The organism is Selenomonas sp. AB3002, assembly GCF_000702545.1.
Taxonomy (GTDB): Bacteria; Bacillota; Negativicutes; order Selenomonadales; family Selenomonadaceae; genus Selenomonas_B; species Selenomonas_B ruminantium_A.
In genome coordinates, this window is record NZ_JNIO01000008.1 from 427,345 (window position 1) to 444,768 (window position 17,424).

Annotated in this window: 23 protein-coding genes; 18 read left to right on the forward strand and 5 right to left on the reverse strand. The window is 48.4% G+C overall.

What is annotated here, in order from left to right; genetic code table 11:
* Positions 1-258: 258 nt before the first annotated feature.
* Together P159_RS0109570 and P159_RS0109575 are read left to right on the forward strand one after the other, a co-directional pair.
* On the forward strand, positions 259-588 hold the full coding sequence (locus P159_RS0109570) for a DUF4870 domain-containing protein (protein WP_029543587.1): 330 nt from the start codon (positions 259-261) through the stop codon (positions 586-588).
* A gap of 62 nt (positions 589-650) precedes the next feature.
* Entirely contained in the window at positions 651-1,532 is an 882-nt protein-coding gene (locus P159_RS0109575) for a 5'-methylthioadenosine/S-adenosylhomocysteine nucleosidase (RefSeq protein WP_185753692.1), read from the forward strand.
* 365 nt (positions 1,533-1,897) lie between these two features.
* Here P159_RS0109575 and P159_RS0109585 read toward each other — a convergent pair whose 3' ends face one another.
* Complete coding sequence (locus tag P159_RS0109585) at positions 1,898-2,440, reverse strand: rubredoxin-like domain-containing protein (RefSeq protein ID WP_029543591.1); 543 nt, start codon at positions 2,438-2,440, stop codon at positions 1,898-1,900.
* An 84-nt stretch (positions 2,441-2,524) separates the two neighbouring features.
* On the reverse strand, positions 2,525-2,857 hold the full coding sequence (locus P159_RS0109590; RefSeq protein WP_029543593.1) for a hypothetical protein: 333 nt from the start codon (positions 2,855-2,857) through the stop codon (positions 2,525-2,527).
* A 215-nt stretch (positions 2,858-3,072) separates the two neighbouring features.
* Here P159_RS0109590 and P159_RS0109595 point away from each other — a divergent pair, with 215 nt between their 5' ends.
* The 12 genes from P159_RS0109595 (at position 3,073) to P159_RS0109655 (ending at position 12,790) form a co-directional block, all read left to right on the forward strand.
* Complete coding sequence (locus P159_RS0109595) at positions 3,073-3,525, forward strand: MarR family transcriptional regulator (RefSeq protein WP_029543595.1); 453 nt, start codon at positions 3,073-3,075, stop codon at positions 3,523-3,525.
* Positions 3,526-3,562: 37 nt separating this feature from the next.
* Positions 3,563-4,237: a DNA/RNA nuclease SfsA gene (gene sfsA, locus P159_RS0109600; RefSeq protein WP_029543597.1), complete on the forward strand. Its 675-nt coding sequence runs from the start codon at positions 3,563-3,565 to the stop codon at positions 4,235-4,237.
* Between the two features lies 1 nt (position 4,238).
* The gene (locus tag P159_RS0109605) at positions 4,239-4,778 is read left to right on the forward strand and encodes an RNA 2'-phosphotransferase (protein ID WP_029543599.1); all 540 of its coding nucleotides are present in this window, start codon (positions 4,239-4,241) and stop codon (positions 4,776-4,778) included.
* 234 nt (positions 4,779-5,012) lie between these two features.
* A complete protein-coding gene (locus P159_RS0109610) occupies positions 5,013-5,375 on the forward strand; it encodes a hypothetical protein (RefSeq protein ID WP_029543600.1) in 363 nt (120 codons plus the stop codon).
* Positions 5,376-5,607: 232 nt separating this feature from the next.
* A complete protein-coding gene (locus tag P159_RS0109615; RefSeq protein ID WP_185753694.1) occupies positions 5,608-5,760 on the forward strand; it encodes a hypothetical protein in 153 nt (50 codons plus the stop codon).
* A gap of 548 nt (positions 5,761-6,308) precedes the next feature.
* A complete protein-coding gene (locus P159_RS0109625; RefSeq protein ID WP_185753695.1) occupies positions 6,309-9,203 on the forward strand; it encodes a DEAD/DEAH box helicase family protein in 2,895 nt (964 codons plus the stop codon).
* 160 nt (positions 9,204-9,363) lie between these two features.
* Positions 9,364-9,690 (forward strand): hypothetical protein, encoded by a 327-nt coding sequence (locus P159_RS0109630; protein ID WP_029543605.1) that lies wholly within the window; start codon positions 9,364-9,366, stop codon positions 9,688-9,690.
* An 18-nt stretch (positions 9,691-9,708) separates the two neighbouring features.
* Positions 9,709-9,957: a hypothetical protein gene (locus P159_RS0109635; RefSeq protein ID WP_029543607.1), complete on the forward strand. Its 249-nt coding sequence runs from the start codon at positions 9,709-9,711 to the stop codon at positions 9,955-9,957.
* A gap of 12 nt (positions 9,958-9,969) precedes the next feature.
* Positions 9,970-10,404, forward strand: coding sequence for an EamA family transporter (locus P159_RS0109640; protein ID WP_221174089.1), 435 nt, complete (start codon positions 9,970-9,972; stop codon positions 10,402-10,404).
* Positions 10,405-10,442: 38 nt separating this feature from the next.
* On the forward strand, positions 10,443-10,613 hold the full coding sequence (locus tag P159_RS20640) for a hypothetical protein (RefSeq protein ID WP_185753696.1): 171 nt from the start codon (positions 10,443-10,445) through the stop codon (positions 10,611-10,613).
* Between the two features lie 404 nt (positions 10,614-11,017).
* Positions 11,018-11,800, forward strand: coding sequence for an EFR1 family ferrodoxin (locus P159_RS0109650; protein ID WP_318253634.1), 783 nt, complete (start codon positions 11,018-11,020; stop codon positions 11,798-11,800).
* Positions 11,801-11,806: 6 nt separating this feature from the next.
* Positions 11,807-12,790 carry a P1 family peptidase gene (locus tag P159_RS0109655; protein WP_029543612.1) on the forward strand — a complete coding sequence of 328 codons (984 nt, stop codon included), beginning with the start codon at positions 11,807-11,809 and terminating at the stop codon, positions 12,788-12,790.
* 34 nt (positions 12,791-12,824) lie between these two features.
* Here the strand turns inward: P159_RS0109655 and P159_RS0109660 are convergent, their stop codons facing one another.
* Entirely contained in the window at positions 12,825-13,007 is a 183-nt protein-coding gene (locus P159_RS0109660; RefSeq protein ID WP_029543613.1) for a hypothetical protein, read from the reverse strand.
* Between the two features lie 232 nt (positions 13,008-13,239).
* Here P159_RS0109660 and P159_RS0109665 point away from each other — a divergent pair, with 232 nt between their 5' ends.
* The 3 genes from P159_RS0109665 (at position 13,240) to P159_RS0109675 (ending at position 15,515) form a co-directional block, all read left to right on the forward strand.
* Positions 13,240-14,085 (forward strand): alpha/beta fold hydrolase, encoded by an 846-nt coding sequence (locus P159_RS0109665; protein ID WP_029543615.1) that lies wholly within the window; start codon positions 13,240-13,242, stop codon positions 14,083-14,085.
* Positions 14,086-14,220: 135 nt separating this feature from the next.
* On the forward strand, positions 14,221-15,000 hold the full coding sequence (locus P159_RS0109670; protein WP_318253559.1) for an SDR family NAD(P)-dependent oxidoreductase: 780 nt from the start codon (positions 14,221-14,223) through the stop codon (positions 14,998-15,000).
* A 32-nt stretch (positions 15,001-15,032) separates the two neighbouring features.
* Positions 15,033-15,515 (forward strand): MazG nucleotide pyrophosphohydrolase domain-containing protein, encoded by a 483-nt coding sequence (locus P159_RS0109675; protein WP_029543617.1) that lies wholly within the window; start codon positions 15,033-15,035, stop codon positions 15,513-15,515.
* 84 nt (positions 15,516-15,599) lie between these two features.
* Here P159_RS0109675 and P159_RS0109680 read toward each other — a convergent pair whose 3' ends face one another.
* Positions 15,600-16,208 (reverse strand): hypothetical protein, encoded by a 609-nt coding sequence (locus P159_RS0109680; protein ID WP_029543618.1) that lies wholly within the window; start codon positions 16,206-16,208, stop codon positions 15,600-15,602.
* A gap of 196 nt (positions 16,209-16,404) precedes the next feature.
* Here P159_RS0109680 and P159_RS0109685 point away from each other — a divergent pair, with 196 nt between their 5' ends.
* Positions 16,405-16,899: an SH3 domain-containing protein gene (locus tag P159_RS0109685; RefSeq protein ID WP_051650283.1), complete on the forward strand. Its 495-nt coding sequence runs from the start codon at positions 16,405-16,407 to the stop codon at positions 16,897-16,899.
* Between the two features lie 130 nt (positions 16,900-17,029).
* Here P159_RS0109685 and P159_RS20285 read toward each other — a convergent pair whose 3' ends face one another.
* The gene (locus P159_RS20285) at positions 17,030-17,344 is read right to left on the reverse strand and encodes a TSUP family transporter (protein ID WP_029543622.1); all 315 of its coding nucleotides are present in this window, start codon (positions 17,342-17,344) and stop codon (positions 17,030-17,032) included.
* Positions 17,345-17,424: the final 80 nt, after the last annotated feature.

Below are 17,424 nucleotides of genomic sequence, written 5' to 3' on the forward strand. Positions count from 1 at the left end.
CTTTCCGGGGCCCTTGGGAACCCTTCTTTGTTCCCTCAACCCCTTGCAATTATTATTATACCCATAAAAGTCAAAATGTCAATAGGTCAAAAAGAAAAAGAGGAATATATTTTTTGGCAGTGCATAATTGTGCTTTACCTTTGATATAGGGAGGTATTTGGTAGAAATAAGCCAGAAAGGTGTATACCTTGGGGAGGTGTTAGCTCTGCTGAGGTAGAATAAATATATAAGTTAGAAATGATGGGGAGGAAGATACTCATGGCAGTAGAAGGAAAAGAAAAGGTATTGGCACTGGCTGCCCACATAAGCTACATGTTTTTCGGGATTGGATATATAGGCATTCCATTGGTTATCTATTTGCTCAATGATGGCAAGAATGACTTCGTTGCAGGTCATGCCAAGCAGGCACTTAAGGTTCAGGCTATTCTGGGAGTCCTTGGGGCAGTAACCATGGTGCTGACATTCCTGGTGGTTGGTGTTTTCTTTTGGCCAATAATTGTGATTCTGGGATTGCTCTGGTTCTGCTGTTCCATCTATGCCTGTTTCAAGGTTATCAATGGGGAGGAGTATCATTACCCGTTGCTGTAAGAAATCGTATTTAGGGAAGGGGCCTAATGCGGTCCCCTGTTTCGCATATAGCTGAGAATTCCATGAATAGCGAGGTGGAGGACATGCAAAAAGTGTTTAAGAAATATGTTCTGTCATTGTTGATGGTTCTGGCGCTTTTGGTTGTGCCGCTTATGGCGGAAGCTGCTGCTCCCATAATGGTGGAAGGCGCTATGGAATGTGAAACTGACTTGCTTATCAATGCACTGGAGAATCCCAAGGACCAGCGCATTGGCGGCTGGCGCTTTGTCAGCGGTGAGTATCAGGGGATACCTGTTGTTGTATCGGTTACGTCAATTGGTATGACTAACGCTGCAGCCGCCACTGTGTTGGGAATTGAGTGCTTCCATCCGGCAGCGGTCATCAATCAGGGAACTGCAGGGGGACATGATCCGTCGCTGCACACCTTTGACATTGTTTTAGGTGGAAAGACCATTGATTCCAGTGCCTGGTTAAGCAAGAGGGAACGGCGGGGGGCAGATGGACGTCATATAGAGATGATGCCCACGTTTTATTATGATGCAGACAGCGGCGAAGAGAAAAAAGTATTAGAACTGGAGGCTGATTCAGAGTTGCTGGAGATTGCTGCAGCAGAAGGTGCAAATTATCAGGCTGGGCAGGTGGTTATCGGGAAGATTTCCAGCAGCAATAACTGGAATCGACAGTTGGATAGAATCCGATTCTTCAACAAGGAGCATGGTTCCTCTTGCGAAGAAATGGAAACGCACTCAGCAGCCTTAGTGTGCCAGAATTACAAAGTGCCGTTTTTGGGCATCCGCATTCTCTCAAATACGGAGTGGCATGGTGAGGACTTCAATCAGGCTGCTGGCACAGCATGCCAGCAGTATGTCCTGGCTGTGATTAAGTCTTACGCCGAACGTAAAGTATTGAAGAGTGGCGTAGCTGAGAAAGGGAAACGAGCTTAATGGCTGACTGGAATCTTGCAACGGCTCCCGCTGAAGAAGTGGGAGCTTTTATGTTTTAGGATTTTTATAATTAACATCTTGAATAGAGAGATACTCGGGTGTATCTTGCAGGTGCCTATTTGGGTGCTGACCAAGAGCGTTATCGTGAGAAAGCCCGTGCCCTTTTGGAAGTGGCAGAAAAGGGGGGCGTATAGGGGGCCGGACAATGATTGCTGATTCTTTATGTGCTTCATGATATACTGTGGATAGATTTCAATATGTAAAACCAAAAAGACATTGAGAGCCGAAGTATGGCTTTCAATGTCTTTTTGGTTTGGAAGGGGATGGAAGACATTCTCTATGTTGCTGAAAAAGAAACTAGAATCTCAATTGGCAGGTTTGAAGGCTGACTTAGGCTGGCCGCAAAGGGGGCAGACGTAATCTTCTGGCTCATTGTTGATGTCGCCCACGTGCTCAAAACCACAGACAGGGCAGATGTAAACCTGGCCAGCAGGTGCTTTTTGCTCTGGCTGGTGTTTCTCCAGGATTTTGGCCAGGACAACGCCGTGATGGCCTTCCTGCTTGGCGAAGACTTCCATTTCATCAGCAGCCTCGGCAAAACCTGCGGCCCTGACTTTTTCAGCCATGGCCATGACCTGCGCTTCGCCATTGACTTCAGCCTTCTGCACAGTGCGCAGAAGGCCCCAGAAGTCCTGGGGATACTTGCCGTTCAGCACAGAATAGAAACCTGCGTGGACTGCTTCCTGGTTGGCAGCCTCAATGAGATCGTCAACTATATCATCGTAACCCTGTTCCTTGGCCAGCCGGGCCAGGGCATAGTACATCATGGTGCCATTTGCCTCAGCCGTCATGATGGCCTTGATCATCTGCTCAAGTTCGGTTCCCTTAGTAAGTCCATATATGCTCATAATGCATTCCTCCTGATTAACGAATAAAATGGGTGGGTGTCCAGGGTTCCTTTTAACACATATTCAAAATTTTATTTGTGATGTTCACATAGGATACTCAAAGGTAGACCCTACGCCGAAGTGGATGATGTATTCCTCGGCACCGGCCACGGGAATCCAGAAGCCGTAAGCCTTGCCGAAGGGTCCTTCGTAAGCTTTGTAAGCGGCCTCCTTGTTGTCGGCAGCCTGATTGCAGAGACAGCCCTTGTGTTTCTCCGGTGCGCCAATGCTGGAGCACTTGATGCCGGTAGTGAGGCCGAGGGAGGCGGCTTTCTTGTTCACAGCATATATGTCACGGCTCTTCTTGATGAGCATGACGGGGTCGGGGAAATTGTCCCACATCATGTGAAATGACTCAATTACTTTCTGCTCGTCCATCGTTATCTCTCCTTTAAGAAAACTTTGCTCCATCGTTGGCGTTAAGGGCGAAAGCGTAAATCATGTCAGCTCCGCTTCCTTTTAGTTCATCTTACAGGGCTTATTATACGCCTAAATTATATTTTGTCAAATATAATTTTATAAATTTATATTTGATTTAACAGCTATATAATGATAGAATGAAGAAAAGTTCGCAAGCAGATAGGAGAAAGAACATGAAAAAGAAAGCATTTGACCCGTTGTTGCTGGAGAATCAGCTATGCTTCCCCATATATGCCAGTGCCAGGAAAATAGTAGCGGCCTACAATCCTTACCTGAAGAAGATTGGGCTGACTTATGCCCAGTACATCACCATGATGGTGCTGTGGGAGGAAAAGGCCATCACCATGCATGACCTGGGGAAAAAGCTCTATCTGGATTCCGGCACATTGACCCCGGTGCTGAAGAAGCTGGAGGCTGCTGGTTATCTGAAACGTTATCGCAAGCCTGAGGATGAGCGCCTGCTGGTAGTGGCTATCACAGAGGATGGTCTTGCCCTGCGTGAAGAAGCTGAGAAGATTCCAGGAGAGCTGGCTGGCTGCCTTGCTCAAAAGGGTGAACTGTTTACCATGGAAGAAGTACAGAAGCTCAAAGATCAGCTTTATGCAATTATCCGTGCCTTGGAATAGGCAGGATGTTAATTATTAACATCGCGGAGAAGAAAGAATGAAGTATAACAAGGTCATTGAGGCGGGATTTCTGGCCCGGCCTAACCGCTTTGAAGCCCAGGTGGAGGTGGCGGGGCAGGTAGAAACCGTCCATGTTAAGAACACTGGGAGGTGCAAGGAGCTTTTACTCCCGCATGTACCTGTGATACTGGCAGAAGCAGACAACCCTGCCCGGAAAACCAGGTATGATCTCATAGCAGTGGAGAAAACTGGTCTGGGACTTATAAACATAGACAGCCAGGCACCCAATAAGGTGATGGGAGAGTGGCTGGCTGGAAGAGGCTATGACGTGGTGAAGCCGGAGTACAAGTATGGCAGTTCCCGCATAGATTTCTACATGGAGCGGGGAGATCAGAAGTACCTGCTGGAGGTCAAGGGCTGCACTCTGGAGCAAGATGGCATAGGGTATTTCCCTGATGCACCTACGGAACGGGGCATCAAGCATATCCACGAGTTGATTGAGGCAAAAAGAAATGGCTATTGGTGCGGGCTGGCCTTTGTGATTCAGATGCCGAAGGTTCGAGAGGTGCGTCCCAACATAGTTACGCATCCTGCTTTTGGAGATGCCTGGCAGGAAGCACTGGAGGCTGGAGTCAGGATTTGGTTCCTGGGATGCGATGTGAAAAAAGATGCCCTGAGCATAGATGATAGCCGGGTATGTGCGGAAGAATGACATGCAGGATAAACAGTTGAGCAAATTCCTGTCCTTGATACTTCGCCATAAGCCTGAGACGGTGGGGATAACTCTGGATGAGCACGGCTGGGCTAATGTGGAGGAGCTGCTGAGGGGAATCCGCCAATCCGGCAGGTGCATTGACTATTCAACGCTGGAGAGAATCGTGGCGGAGAATGACAAGCAACGTTTTGCACTCACCCCCGATGGCAAGAAGATTCGGGCCAATCAGGGGCATTCGGTGAACGTGGATGTGGAACTGAAGCCCATGGAACCGCCAGAAGTGCTCTATCATGGGACGGTGGAGAAGAATAAGGCATCAATTGAAGTCCAGGGGCTTATAAAGGGTACCAGGCTATATGTGCATCTATCTGCTGATGTGGATACAGCCATGAAAGTGGCCGGGAGGCGAAAGGGCGAGAAGCTTATCTATGAAGTGGCAGCAGGAGATATGTCCAGGGATGGCTTCAAGTTCTATCTGTCTGTCAATGGCGTCTGGCTGACAGATAAGGTGCCGTGCAAATATCTCACGCTGCTATAAGAACATACGTCAACCGGGGCTGTTGCAGATTGCAACAGCCCCGGTTTGTTTGCGCAAAGCAAACGATTGGACAAGGTTTCTTCGATGGTGCTTTGCCTGATAGATACGTTGGAGGGGATATCTTTTCTTGGGAAAATAAAAAAATGTAAATTTATCTGTAATACTTTTTCCACCGCTCCGTATGTATAGGCAGAAAACAAAAACATAGACAACCACCGAAGGGAGTAGATGAAAATGAAGAACGCAATGACCAACAAGAAGCTGAATGATTTTGAACTGGATTTAGTAGCCGGTGGGACTCTTACAGAGGTCAATCAGCTGGCAGATGCCTTCGCCAAGAAGGGCGGCATCTTCGGAGAAGTTGTGGCCGAGATCCACAGCGCATTGAGCGACAAGAGCGGCGTGGCCGGGCCGGTCAACATCCTGCTACGGGAGGCTGTAGGCAAGGGGCTGAGCCAGCTTGGCATCTCCCATGACTTGAGCGTCGGCGTCCTTGGTACTGGCTTCATGTCAAAGGACAACAAGTATTCTTACAATGGCAAGAGCATTTCCCATGCTGATGTACTCAAGATGATTGATGCAGCGAAAGTTGCCTAAGATATTCAAAACAGTTACAGCATATCAGGCTTTATCTTGATGCCTTATCAAGAAAAGGGGCTGACGCACATGCTTGTGTGTTGGCCCTCTTAGTTGGGAAGCCTGAACATGATAAGCAAGGTAACGAGATATCAAGAGATATAACGAGGAAGAAGAAAGCGATGAGAACGCATGGGGTTATCAGGATGAGTTAGGTCCCAATGATGTGCTGCGCCCCGGCGAGTCGATCTTCTTGACCTTCTCGCCCAGGGATGATGTGCGTTACTGGGATATCAAGGTGGTATATGACAATGGCAAAGAAGATGTTTGGGAGGATCTTGACCTTTACCGCATCTTCAATATCACCATCCGTCCCGGTGGTACGGTGAGCATCGAGAGCACCTGAGATAAAAAAAGGCTGTCGCACTAAGCTATTTCACTACGATACCTAGCTTGAGATAATTCTCTTGGCTGATAGATATCGTGGCAAAATGCTTAAATGCGACAGCCCTTTTTGTGTATGGGTCAGAAAACGGAAAGTATGAGGTACAAGAGCAGGGACAGGGCGAAGAAGGCAGCTGTGACATGCTTCCAGAACTTGTAGTCCTTATCAATGGCTTCCCGCTCCACAGGAGTGGGGTCAGGGGGATTGGCTTGTACCTCCCCTGTGGAACATGTACAATGTGGCGGCCAAAAACGAAAAATCTGTAATGAGAAACGGTTCTGATGGCCGTCAACTAATGTCCTGAAGGTGTTGTTGTAATGGTTTTATGTAATGGTTTGGCTGAAATGGGGTTGGGGTGTAAAATAGAGGATAGAAAGCTATTTTGAGGGGAGGCAGGTAGTTGCAGTGGAACAGGTAGACATTAGTACAGCCTTGAAGAGGGCTCATTTTAGAAGACATTGAAGAGCAAGAAGCTAGCTGAAACAGCTTTGTAGAGAACGGGGGATAAGGTGGCTCTGAAGGAAATAGAATCATTGCGGCAGGAGAATGAGCGGTTGGTGGCCGAGGTTGAACGGCTGAGAAGCCTATTGAAAAGTCATGGTATCCCATATGAGCCCAAGCCTGAGCCTCCCAGACATGTTGATTCGGCGGCAGAGGCGAAACGCCGTGTAAATCTTTTTATGAAGCTTTTTTGCGCCAGAAGAGATTTTTATGCAGAGCGTTGGGAGAGCAAAGGCGGCAGAGCTGGCTATAGTCCCGTTTGCAGCAATCGCTGGACACCCATGTGCCCAAAGAAGACACGGGGAATCAAATGCCATGAATGCGATAAACAAGCCTGGGTTCCTTTTACTGAGAGTGTGGCATACAAGCATCTTGTAGGGCAGGATGAGCGTGGAAGGCCCTATGTAATTGGAACGTATGCTCTTTTAGAGGATTCCACCTGCAAATTTCTGGTGTTCGATTTTGATGACCATGATGGGTCTCATGTGGCATGGCAGGAGGAGGCACGTCTCTTAAGAGAGATATGCCAGAGCTATGGTATTGACACAGCCCTGGAACGGTCACGTTCTGGCAAGGGTGCTCATGTCTGGATTTTCTTTGACGAGCCGCTGGAGGCAAAGTTGGCACGGAGATTCGGTGCAGCACTTCTGGCTAAGGGAGCAGAAAAAGTACATCAGAGGGATTTCAACACTTTTGACCGCATGATGCCTAATCAGGACGAGATGCCCGCCGGTGGTATGGGGAATCTCATTGCATTGCCCTTGCAAGGTCTCCCTCGCAAACAGAATAATTCTGTATTTGTCGATGAGAACTGGGAGGTTATACCAGACCAATGGGGATATCTGGAGCAAAAGAAATTGCTGTCCAGAGAATTTGTGGGAAACAAGCTCACAGAATGGGGACCGCAGGATTTGCCAGCCCTCCTGGAGGAAAATGAGACTGAGCTGGATTTAAAGCCTTGGGAGCCTAAGTCTAAAGTGATATTGGAGCGGTCTGACGTAAGGGGCCCCCTGAGGCTTACACTGGCAGACTGCATCTATATTCCCCAGCAGTCTGTTAAGCCGCGTACTATGAACCTTATTCGCAAGATGGCCACCTTCAGTAACCCACAGTTTTATAAGATGCGGGCTATGCGCTATTCCACCAAGCAGATTCCTCGCCGAATACAATGCTTCCGTGATACAGAAGATTTTGTCGCCTTGCCTCGCGGGTGCCTGAAAAAGCTGAAGGAGCAGCTGGAGACGGCGGGCATCGCTTATGAAATAGAGGATTGCCGTACGACAGGCAGGGCTATAGATGTCAATTTTCAAGGGATGTTGCAACCAGAGCAGGAAAAGGCGATAGAAGCTATGTTGGCCCATGATATTGGTATCCTGGGGGCAGCAACAGGCTTCGGAAAGACGGTGCTGGGGACTTATCTTATTGCCAGTCGCAAGGTCAATACACTGGTATTGGTGCACAATCGCGAGATTATGCGGGGCTGGCAGGAGGATATAGCAAAGTTCCTGCAAATCAATGAGGAGGTGCCGATAGAGGAAGGGAAACGCAGAAGAAAGCCAAAGAGCATAGTTGGGACGCTTTATGCCGGGCATGATTCATTGCATGGTATCGTAGACGTGGCTATGATCTCGTCTCTGGGAAGAGATGACGCTGTGGATGAGCGTGTGGCAGATTATGGCATGGTTATCATGGATGAGTGCCATCACGCCGGAGCCTACACTTTTGAAAATGTGTTGTGGAAGGTGAAGGCTAAATATGTCTATGGACTGACAGCTACTCCTGTGAGGGAGGATGGCCATGAAAAGATTGTCTTTATGCAGTTTGGAGACGTGCGTTATCGCCTGTCCGAGAAAGACAGGGCTGCCATGCAGGACTTCAGGCATGAGATTTGCCCGCGATTCACGAGCTTTGCTCCAGTAACCAGAGAGAAACCATCGATAAACGAATTGTATAAGCTGCTAATTCAGGATAAACTGCGCAATCAGATGCTGGTGGATGATATCGCAGCTGCTGTTGACGATGGACGTACACCGCTGGTGCTTACAAAATTTAAGGAGCATGCGAAACTCATTCATGAAGCACTGCAGAAAAAGGGCTTTAATTCAGTACTGGCTCTTGGAGGAGGTTCAACAAGCGAGCGCAAGGCTCGGCGTGATGTTTTGCAGGCTGCCACTGACGATGAACGGCTAGTGATTGTCGCCACAGGGAAGTATATAGGCGAAGGTTTCAACTTCCCCAGGCTGGATACGCTCTTTTTGGCAGTGCCGGTGTCCTGGAAGGGCAATATTGCCCAATATGCCGGAAGGTTGCACAGGGACTTTGAGGGCAAGGAAAATGTAATCATATATGATTACGTGGACGTGCATGTGAAAATGCTGGAGCGTATGTATCAAAAGAGGTTGTCTGCGTATGCTGCCATGGGGTATACGGTTTATGCCCCTACTGGGAATGATGGAGCCAATGTGATACATACGGTAAGGGATTATCAGGAAACGTACTGGCAGGATTTCCAAATGGCAACGAGCAGGATATGTATATGCAGCCCAAGGCTGAGTCACCGGCGGGTATGGGAATTGATCAAGAAGCTTAAGCAGGACAAACGCTCTCAGATAGATTGCATCATTCTGACTTTAACAACAGGGAAATACTCTCCTCAGCAGCAGGCAGCTGTTGAGAACATGAAGAAGGCAATGCGGGAGGCGGGGGCAGATGTGCGTGAATTTGAAAGCCTAAACTGCCACTTTGCTGTTATGGATGATGATCTGGTGTGGTATGGCAGCATGAACTTCCTCTCACGTGAACACGAGGATGATATCCTGATGCGAATCAACAGCGAGTCTATAGTGAAGGAGTTATTGGCGATAAGCAATCAGGAGAAATCATCAGGAACAGTTAGAAAATGACATGTTAATAGGAAGCACAAAGGGTCGGGGCTGATGCCCCGGCTTTTTTCATCAGGGGACGGATGGGGGATTGATGCTGACAAGCAGGAAAAATTAGGACGGAGGCGAAATTAACTAGATATGGATATACAAAAGGAACAAGATTGTAGGAGGGATATTGATGCGCAGGGCAACGAGCTTGCTGTGCTTTTTGATTGTGATGCTGTGTGGCACGGTGGCTATGGCCGCCTCGACTGTCAATGCTGACGGCTATTACAAGGGCATTAAGCTATGCGGCAGGGTGAAGGTTGTGGAGCACTTTGCAGATATCAAGGTGAAGGTAGTGGATTCCTTTCCTGATTTGAGGGTAAAAGTTGTAAGTTCCTTCCCGGATGACGTGGGGGAATGGCAGTTTGTGGAGTACGGTGAGGACTTCACGGTGCAGTTCGTGGAGAGCTTCCCGGATATCAAGATAAAGTATGTGAACAGCTTCCCCGGAGTTGAGTAAGGATGGTGCTGACAGGATATGAATAGGTTTCTGGATTTCTTATATGACCGTGGTTCTGAGACGTTCGCTGATAATGATGATTATGTGAGGGTAGTCCTGCCCTCAGACTATCCTGATTCCAGAATGCTGGAGAAGCTGTATGTGGCAGCAGGGTTGTTGCCGAAGCGCGAGGATATGGAGGCTTACAACAGGCAGGAGATAGCAGCGTACAACGAGAGACACCCGGACCACCCCATCAGTCTAGCTCTATTTGAGATGCAGATGTAGCAGGAAAGGACGATGTTGTTGTTTTCTTATATTTGGCCTATTGCGCTGGTGATTATCTGCAATACAGTTTATCAGGTGTGTGCCAAGTCGGTGCCGGTGGAAATCAATCCGCTGGCTTCGTTGACGGTAACATATCTGGTGGCAGCGATTATGTCCGGGCTGCTTTATTTGTGGCTGGGAGAGAGCGTAGATTTCCTGGGAGAGTATCGGAAACTGAACTGGGCGCCATTTGTGTTGGGGGCTGTTATAGTGGGTCTGGAAGCTGGCTGGATATATGCATATAAAGCTGGCTGGCCGGTGAGCACTGGCTTCATTGTGCAAAGTTCAGTACTGGCAGCGGCGCTTTTGCTGGTGGGATACTGGCTGTATCAGGAGCCTCTGGCGTGGAATAAGGTTGTGGGGGTAGCCATCTGCCTGATTGGGCTGGTGGTCATCAACTACAGGTAATGGCATCGGGTGCCAGCTGATAAGTAAGGGGGATGACCATGAAGTTCTGTCAATACTGCAACCAGCAGGTGCAGCCACGGAAGCATATCAACTGGTTCATACTGGCCCTGATGTGCCTGATTACCGGCGGGGGATGGCTGTTTGTGTATGTGCCATACTATTTCTTGTTTAAAAGCGAGTCTTGTCCTATATGCGGCGGGAAGTTTTGAAAAAAGGCTCCGCGTGCGTGATATGCTCCCCCTTGAGAGACAGTAAAAAAAACAAAACTGTCACCATAGGGGGAGTTTTTCATGCCACACAAACCCCCGGCTCCTTGAAGTTATTGTCCTGATTCTAGTATTGAACCTGAAAGGCAGCGTAAAGGAATGGTGGATAATAAGCTAATTAACCTAGTGTTTCAGTGGGAAGGGATAAAGCTTGATAGAAATTTACATATTGTTATAATAGGTAATATAGAAATTAGCAGACGATATTATGGTATCTACGAGAGGCAGATCTGCTCTCAGAGTCATAGGCTGGGGCTTTTGTGCTATTCATAGATGGCAAAACCATAACTGCGGCAGTATAATGAAATATATGCGCTTACAAGGGGGATACGGATATCAACACGGTAATTTATTACTATTCAGCAACAGGGAATTCACTATATACAGCGAGGGCTTTGCAAGAGTTGCTGCCGGAGGCGGAGCTTCGGTATATTCCTGAGGCGCTGGCAGAGGACAGCCCTTCTGTCAATGCGGAATGCGTGGGCTTTGTGTTTCCCATGCATTACTTTGGTCTGCCGCTTCAGGTGGAGGAGTTCCTGGAGAAGCTGACCATCTATGAATCTCCCTATACCTTTGCCATAGCCACCTGCGGTGTGCCCTACTGGGGGAGGCCTTTCCTGGATGCCGAGGCAATACTGGCTAAGAAAAACAGGAAACTTCATGGCAAGTGGTATGTGCGGCTGGTATCCAATTATATTCCCTACCGGGATATTGCCGCTGACTGGCGCATAAGCATCAGAGCTTGGCTGGCGAAGCGAAAAATCCGCAAGATTGCAGATGCTGTAAAAAACAAGGAACCCCATGATACATGGCAGCTTTTGCGGAAGTTTTGCCAGAGGTATCACGAGGATTGGCGGGCACGTCAGGAAAGGATTGACGAGGCATTCCTGTGTGACAAGGAGAAATGCACGTCATGCGGCCTGTGTGAGAAAATCTGCCCCAGAGGAAATATAGAGAGGCCGGAGGGATTTCCGGTGTGGCAGCATAGGTGCGTGGAATGCCTGGGGTGCCTCCATATCTGCCCGGTGAAGGCCGTAGATTTCGGAGAAGTCACCAAGGGGAGGAAGCGCTACAGACATAAGGAAATAAAAGTGACAGAGTTGATTAAGTCAGGAAAATCCAGGGGGTGAAGGTGAATGAATCTCATGGAAATACCCTTTGATGCAATAGATGGGGTTATGGTGGGCAATGCCCAGAGCGAAGAGGGCAAGACAGGGGTTACTGTCTTGTGCTTCAAGAAGGGAGCAAAGACCGGTGTAGATATAAGCGGCGGTGGTCCGGCCTCCAGAGAGACACCTGTCCTGGATCCCACCAGAGAAGATATTGGCATTCATGCCATAGTACTGTCTGGGGGCAGTGCCTACGGTCTGGCTGCTGCTGATGGGGTTATGAAGTGCTTGGAAGATAATGGCATAGGCTATGATACGGGCTTTGCCCTGGTTCCCTTGGTAGTACAGAGCAGCATTTATGACCTGTCCTATGGTAGTGCGAAAATCAGGCCGAACAGCAGGATGGGGTATGAGGCTTGCCAAAACGCCTTGCTGAAAAGCCAGCCCATAAGCGGCTCTGTTGGTGCGGGCAAAGGCGCTACCGTAGGAAAGCTCAAGGGCATGAGGCAGTCTCAGAAAAGTGGTATCGGATACTATGCTGTGCAGGCGGGAAACTTGAAACTGGGAGCTGTGGTAGTGGTGAATGCCCTGGGTGATATATACGTCGAGGGGCAAAAAGCAGCCGGTCTCATGAATGAAGAACGTACCGGCTTCATTGACAGTGTACAAGAGCTGTATCGCATAGCTGCCCCAAAAGATTTGCTGTCCCGTACCAATACAACCATAGGAGCCATTGTAACTAACGGCAAGTTTGACAAGTCGCAGCTGACCCGCATTGCAGCTCAGGCAGGAAATGCCTATGCGCGGTGCATAAATCCTGTAGGTACCTTGGCGGATGGGGACACAATATATGCTTCGTCATGTGGGGAGCCTGTGGAGGCCGATGTGAACATGGCAGGAACTATGGCGGCAGAGGTGATGGCCAACGCCATCAAAAATGCCATAGAGTCCTCAAAGATGGAGGATGCGGAGTATCTGAAATGCTGCCTGAATCTGCCAGTATGTCAGTGACCTTCATGGAATAGCCTCCTTTGTGACAGAATGGTCAGCCATGATTCCAGGAAATGTTTTTGGCGCCTGATGGTACATTTACCATATCGTTGAAAGCAATGCTCTTGGCCGTGGCTTCGGCTGCCTCTGCCGGAGTGGAAGCCGGGTTGCGGCGGATCTCATATACTTCATGGGAGGCTTGCTTGATGGCGTAAGAATTGGGGGGATGGAACTGCAATTCCGTCTTGTTCCCTCCAGTCTTGTGTTATCAAGTGTTGCGAACAATATGAAGCATAGGAGGAGTAAATGAAAACAAGATGGTTGCTTATGAAAACTAAATGAAATAATATATTGAAAACATGAATGTACTCCTTGTAATGTGAGTCAGGGATAAGGTCAGATGGTTGAAATAGGGAGATACAGGGTATATCATAAGAAATAGAAGAACAGATGACAGGAGGAAGCGCGGTATGAAAAAATCCATGTTTAAGAAAATAGCTGTGGCCGGACTGATGGCCATGGGAATTATGGGCTGTGGAGTTAGTACTGGGATGGCGCAGAGCCGGGACATAACCATTGATGGCGATCATGGCAAGCTCTCTGCAACGCTCCAGACACCAGAGGGATATAAGGAGTACCCCCTGGTGATTATCATGCACGGTTTCACTGGCAACAAAGATGAGGCTTTGTTGACTACTCTGGCTGATGATCTGGAGAAAGATGGAATTGCCTCTCTGCGCTTTGATTTCAACGGTCACGGCAAAAGCGAAGGCCGTTTCCAGGATATGACGGTGCCTAATGAGATTGAGGATGCCAAGCATGTATACGAGTATGCCAGCAAACTGCCTGGTGTTACTTCCGTATCTATGGCCGGTCATTCACAGGGAGGCGTAGTTACCAGCATGACTGCTGGTATACTGGGGACGGCCAAGGTGAAGAGTATAGCTCTCATGGCACCGGCAGCAGTGCTGAGGGAGGATGCTATCCGTGGCCAAATCTTCGATAAACACTATGATTCACTGAATCCTCCTGCTGCTATTGATATTTTCAAGGGTCTGAAACTGGGAGCTGATTATGTACGGACAGCCAGGAATCTGCCTATATACGAAACGGCATCGCAGTATCAGGGGTCGGCTTTTATGATTCATGGTACCGGGGATATTGTGGTGCCATATACCTACAGCCTGAGGTATCAGAGAATCTACTTTAACGGACAGGTGAAGTTAGTGGAAGGTGAAGACCACGGGTTCTCCAAGGATACCAAGGGGGCAGCTAAGGCAGTGGCGGATTTCTTTTGCGGGCAGTTGAAGAAGTGATGGATTAGGTCACATAATAGCGGCGTTGTTATTTGAATAAGCGGAACGGCAGGGGAGGTAAACCTGCCGTTTTTGATGGGATTGTAATGATGGTGGGATTGGAAGCCTTGATAATCAGTTTTTGACAAGGAAGGTATGGCATATTTTATGAACACGAAGCAGATTGCTATTATTACCGGCGCTTCCAGCGGTTTGGGGGCAGGATATGCCCGGCAGCTTGACGAGGAGGGGCTGTCTGAGATATGGCTTATAGCCAGGCGGGAGGACAAGCTTGTGGCACTGGCAGACAGTCTGGGCACCGCTTGCAGGTGTCTGTCGTTAGACCTGACGGATAAAGAGGATTTGGAGGATTTGGGACGAAATTTGTCGGCAGAGGGCAGTAAGGTTCAGATATCGTATCTGATAAATGCTGCAGGTTTTGGCTGCATTGGCCTCAGCCGGGAGTGTCCCAGGGAAAAACTCCAGCAGATGGTGGACCTCAACTGCCGGGCAGCCGTGGCTTTGACAGAGATGTGCGTTCCTTACATGGCAAGCGGGAGCCATATTTTGCAGATTGTTTCCTGTTCTGCATTCCAGCCTATCCCTAATTTAGCTGTATATGCTGCCAGCAAGGCTTTCCTGCTGTCGTATAGCCGGTCGATTAGTGTGGAACTTAAGGACTTGGGGATAATGGTCACAGCAGTATGCCCCTTCTGGATCAAGGATACGGAATTTGTGGCTAAGGCCAGGGAAACAGACAAGCGTGGTGCCTACTTTGACATGCCTGGCGCTACAACTGTGGACAGGGTAGTGCAGAAGTCTCTGCTGGCAGCCAGTAGAGGCAAGGTGGTATGTACACCTGACCCGGTGAGCAGTTTGCATCGTATCGTGGCATCCTTGTTGCCGCATGGGTTGCTGGCCAGGATTTGCAAGTAGTTGTGCAATTATATTCAGAGGAGAATTTGACTATGAGCCGGGATGAAGTAAAGCGCTTGCAGGACATCGTCCGCAAGCTCCAATCAGATGAGGGGTGCCCATGGGATAAGGTTCAGACCCATGAAAGCATAAAGGCCGGTTGTATCGAGGAAGCCTGTGAAGTGTTGGCAGGTATCAATATCCTTGCGGAAACAGGGAAGGCAGAAAACCTGAAGGAAGAGCTGGGGGATCTGTTGCTCCAAGTGATTTTCCATGCCAATCTGGCCGAAAAAGAAGGGCTGTTTGATTTGCAAGATGTGGCTCGCGCTGTCAATGAAAAGATGATCAGGCGGCACCCGCATGTTTTCCATGAACCAATAGTGGATAAGGATGGTCAGCCTGTTACCGATTGGACTGAAATCAAGAGGATGGAAAAGGCGGGGCGTGAATGGGAGGAGGAATATCTCCCTGCAGCACTGGAAGAAGGTCGAGCACTTATTGAACAGGCTGCGAAGCGCAAGGGGCTGTCTGTTTAGAAAAAAATTAAAGGAGCAGGAAGGTAAGCAGGCAAATCTTTTTCATAGTAGATTCTCCCTGTCAATTGTGGTAAAGAAAGTATATTATGTCTTGGTATGGGCGAGGATGAAGTTAAGCACGAAATCAAAATCTTCTTTTTCCGCATAAACCTGATTCTTGTTAAGCAGCTCATTGACCTTGATGAGATCACTGCCAGGGCAGGACTCCACGCTCCTGACATCGGCAAAGGCAGTGTACATACTGGTGCGGGCACCAGCCAGCATACCTGTACCTACTGCACCGGGGCGTCCAGCCATGGCTCCCACCAGCCTGGTCAAAATACTGATGGCTTCAACCTTCTTGATCTGGGACTCCATCTGGATGTGATGGACGCCCCTGTCATCCATTTCAAAGAGCACGCAGTACTTGCCGCCCATCATCAGGGCGTAAAGCAGGTATCCAATCAGGCACAGCAGGCCAAAGCCCAGGGCTAAGAGCAGGAATACACTTGTGATATCCATGAGCGTGTCCAGGGATAGATTATCGTCAATTATTTCCAGCATTACCATGAAAAGCCATATGCCCAGCAGGACAAAACCAAAAATCTTCCAAATCAGGAAGAGGATGGTAGGATTCTTGTATAGGTTCAGCTCGTAGACCCAACGGTAGACCCCGTCCGAATCAAAGGTAATGTTTTTTGTTACATTGTTCATACCACTATTCACTCCTCCGTGGCTTTTTTACGATGGTTTCTTTGTTTCATTTTTCAAGGACTTCGGCAGAGTGAGAGGATTATCCTGCTATTCATGGATTGATTTCTTGACAATGGAATGATGAAATGATACCATAAGAATAATTGGAATTGTTTGACAAGTATTGGCTTGTCATATCGAGAGGGGGGATTGCAATATGCTTTCAGTGAAAGATATTCTGAGGAAAACTGCTCTGGTTATGTCTGCGGCGATATTGATGACTTCTTCTGCAAGCGCCATGGAAATTATAGATAACCAGGAAGGAAATCTGCATGTTGTGGGATGTGAAGAGTGGATAAGTTTGCGTTCTGTGCCGTCAATGATGGAAGGAGAGGTGCTGGCACAGATTCCCCTGGGACAATTAGTGCGCCACATAGATGACTATGATAACCCGGAATTCGCGCATGTGAGCTATAAGGGGATTGAAGGATATGCTTTATGGATGTATCTTTCGCATCGTGCCACAATATATAAAGTTGCACGGTGTGAAGAATGGATCAGTCTAAGAGCTGCTCCTTCTACAGACAGCGATACAATAGCGCGCATACCGCTTGGAGCATATGTTATATTTGTCAAAAACTCGACCAACGATTTTTGGTACGTCAATTATAGGGGTAATTTAGGATATGTTCTCAATAAATATTTGGATTGACTAAATTGCCAATGAAACTGAGACCCATTATATCCTGAATCGGCTCCCGCTGAAGAAGCGGGGGCCTTTGTGGTTTAGTTATTAAACGAAATATCTATCAGAGGTCAGTTTCCCGCAAGCGATGAGTTTGTCAAATCAGCTGATAAATCAGCTTCCCTATTAGGATGGCAGTCACCCCGATAAAAAGTGGCTTTACATAGCCTACTCCCTTGGTTAGCGCCATGCGGGCGCCACAGTAGGCACCGAGAATCATAGCAGCACCCATGGGGAGGGCGTATGCATAGTCAATCTGCCCTAGAAAAGCGAAGAACAATGCTGCCGAGAGATTGCTGGCAAAATTCAGAGTGCGGGCGTTGCCTGTTGCTCGCAGGAAGTATTGAGCGGAATGGCCAGGTTGGCGGTCATAAGGCGTAGGAGGCAGGAGGTTAATAATTAACATCCCCATGGAGGTGTTTGCCTTGTTGGGAGAGAATAGATACGTTAATTTAGCATGATGAGGGGATGTCATTGACATAATGAGGCCAG

Coding starts and splice junctions, on each gene's coding strand:
- P159_RS0109680 (WP_029543618.1), bottom strand. CDS start 16,208: ATGAACAATGTAACAAAAAACATTACCTTTGATTCGGACGGGGTCTAC.
- P159_RS0109605 (WP_029543599.1), top strand. CDS start 4,239: ATGCAGGATAAACAGTTGAGCAAATTCCTGTCCTTGATACTTCGCCAT.
- P159_RS0109685 (WP_051650283.1), top strand. CDS start 16,405: ATGCTTTCAGTGAAAGATATTCTGAGGAAAACTGCTCTGGTTATGTCT.
- P159_RS0109635 (WP_029543607.1), top strand. CDS start 9,709: ATGAATAGGTTTCTGGATTTCTTATATGACCGTGGTTCTGAGACGTTC.
- P159_RS0109640 (WP_221174089.1), top strand. CDS start 9,970: ATGTTGTTGTTTTCTTATATTTGGCCTATTGCGCTGGTGATTATCTGC.
- P159_RS0109675 (WP_029543617.1), top strand. CDS start 15,033: ATGAGCCGGGATGAAGTAAAGCGCTTGCAGGACATCGTCCGCAAGCTC.
- P159_RS0109590 (WP_029543593.1), bottom strand. CDS start 2,857: ATGGACGAGCAGAAAGTAATTGAGTCATTTCACATGATGTGGGACAAT.
- P159_RS0109585 (WP_029543591.1), bottom strand. CDS start 2,440: ATGAGCATATATGGACTTACTAAGGGAACCGAACTTGAGCAGATGATC.
- P159_RS0109665 (WP_029543615.1), top strand. CDS start 13,240: ATGAAAAAATCCATGTTTAAGAAAATAGCTGTGGCCGGACTGATGGCC.
- P159_RS20640 (WP_185753696.1), top strand. CDS start 10,443: ATGAAGTTCTGTCAATACTGCAACCAGCAGGTGCAGCCACGGAAGCAT.
- P159_RS0109595 (WP_029543595.1), top strand. CDS start 3,073: ATGAAAAAGAAAGCATTTGACCCGTTGTTGCTGGAGAATCAGCTATGC.
- P159_RS0109575 (WP_185753692.1), top strand. CDS start 651: ATGAATAGCGAGGTGGAGGACATGCAAAAAGTGTTTAAGAAATATGTT.
- P159_RS0109610 (WP_029543600.1), top strand. CDS start 5,013: ATGAAGAACGCAATGACCAACAAGAAGCTGAATGATTTTGAACTGGAT.
- P159_RS0109655 (WP_029543612.1), top strand. CDS start 11,807: ATGAATCTCATGGAAATACCCTTTGATGCAATAGATGGGGTTATGGTG.
- P159_RS0109570 (WP_029543587.1), top strand. CDS start 259: ATGGCAGTAGAAGGAAAAGAAAAGGTATTGGCACTGGCTGCCCACATA.
- P159_RS20285 (WP_029543622.1), bottom strand. CDS start 17,344: ATGGGGATGTTAATTATTAACCTCCTGCCTCCTACGCCTTATGACCGC.
- P159_RS0109670 (WP_318253559.1), top strand. CDS start 14,221: ATGGCATATTTTATGAACACGAAGCAGATTGCTATTATTACCGGCGCT.
- P159_RS0109630 (WP_029543605.1), top strand. CDS start 9,364: ATGCGCAGGGCAACGAGCTTGCTGTGCTTTTTGATTGTGATGCTGTGT.
- sfsA (WP_029543597.1), top strand. CDS start 3,563: ATGAAGTATAACAAGGTCATTGAGGCGGGATTTCTGGCCCGGCCTAAC.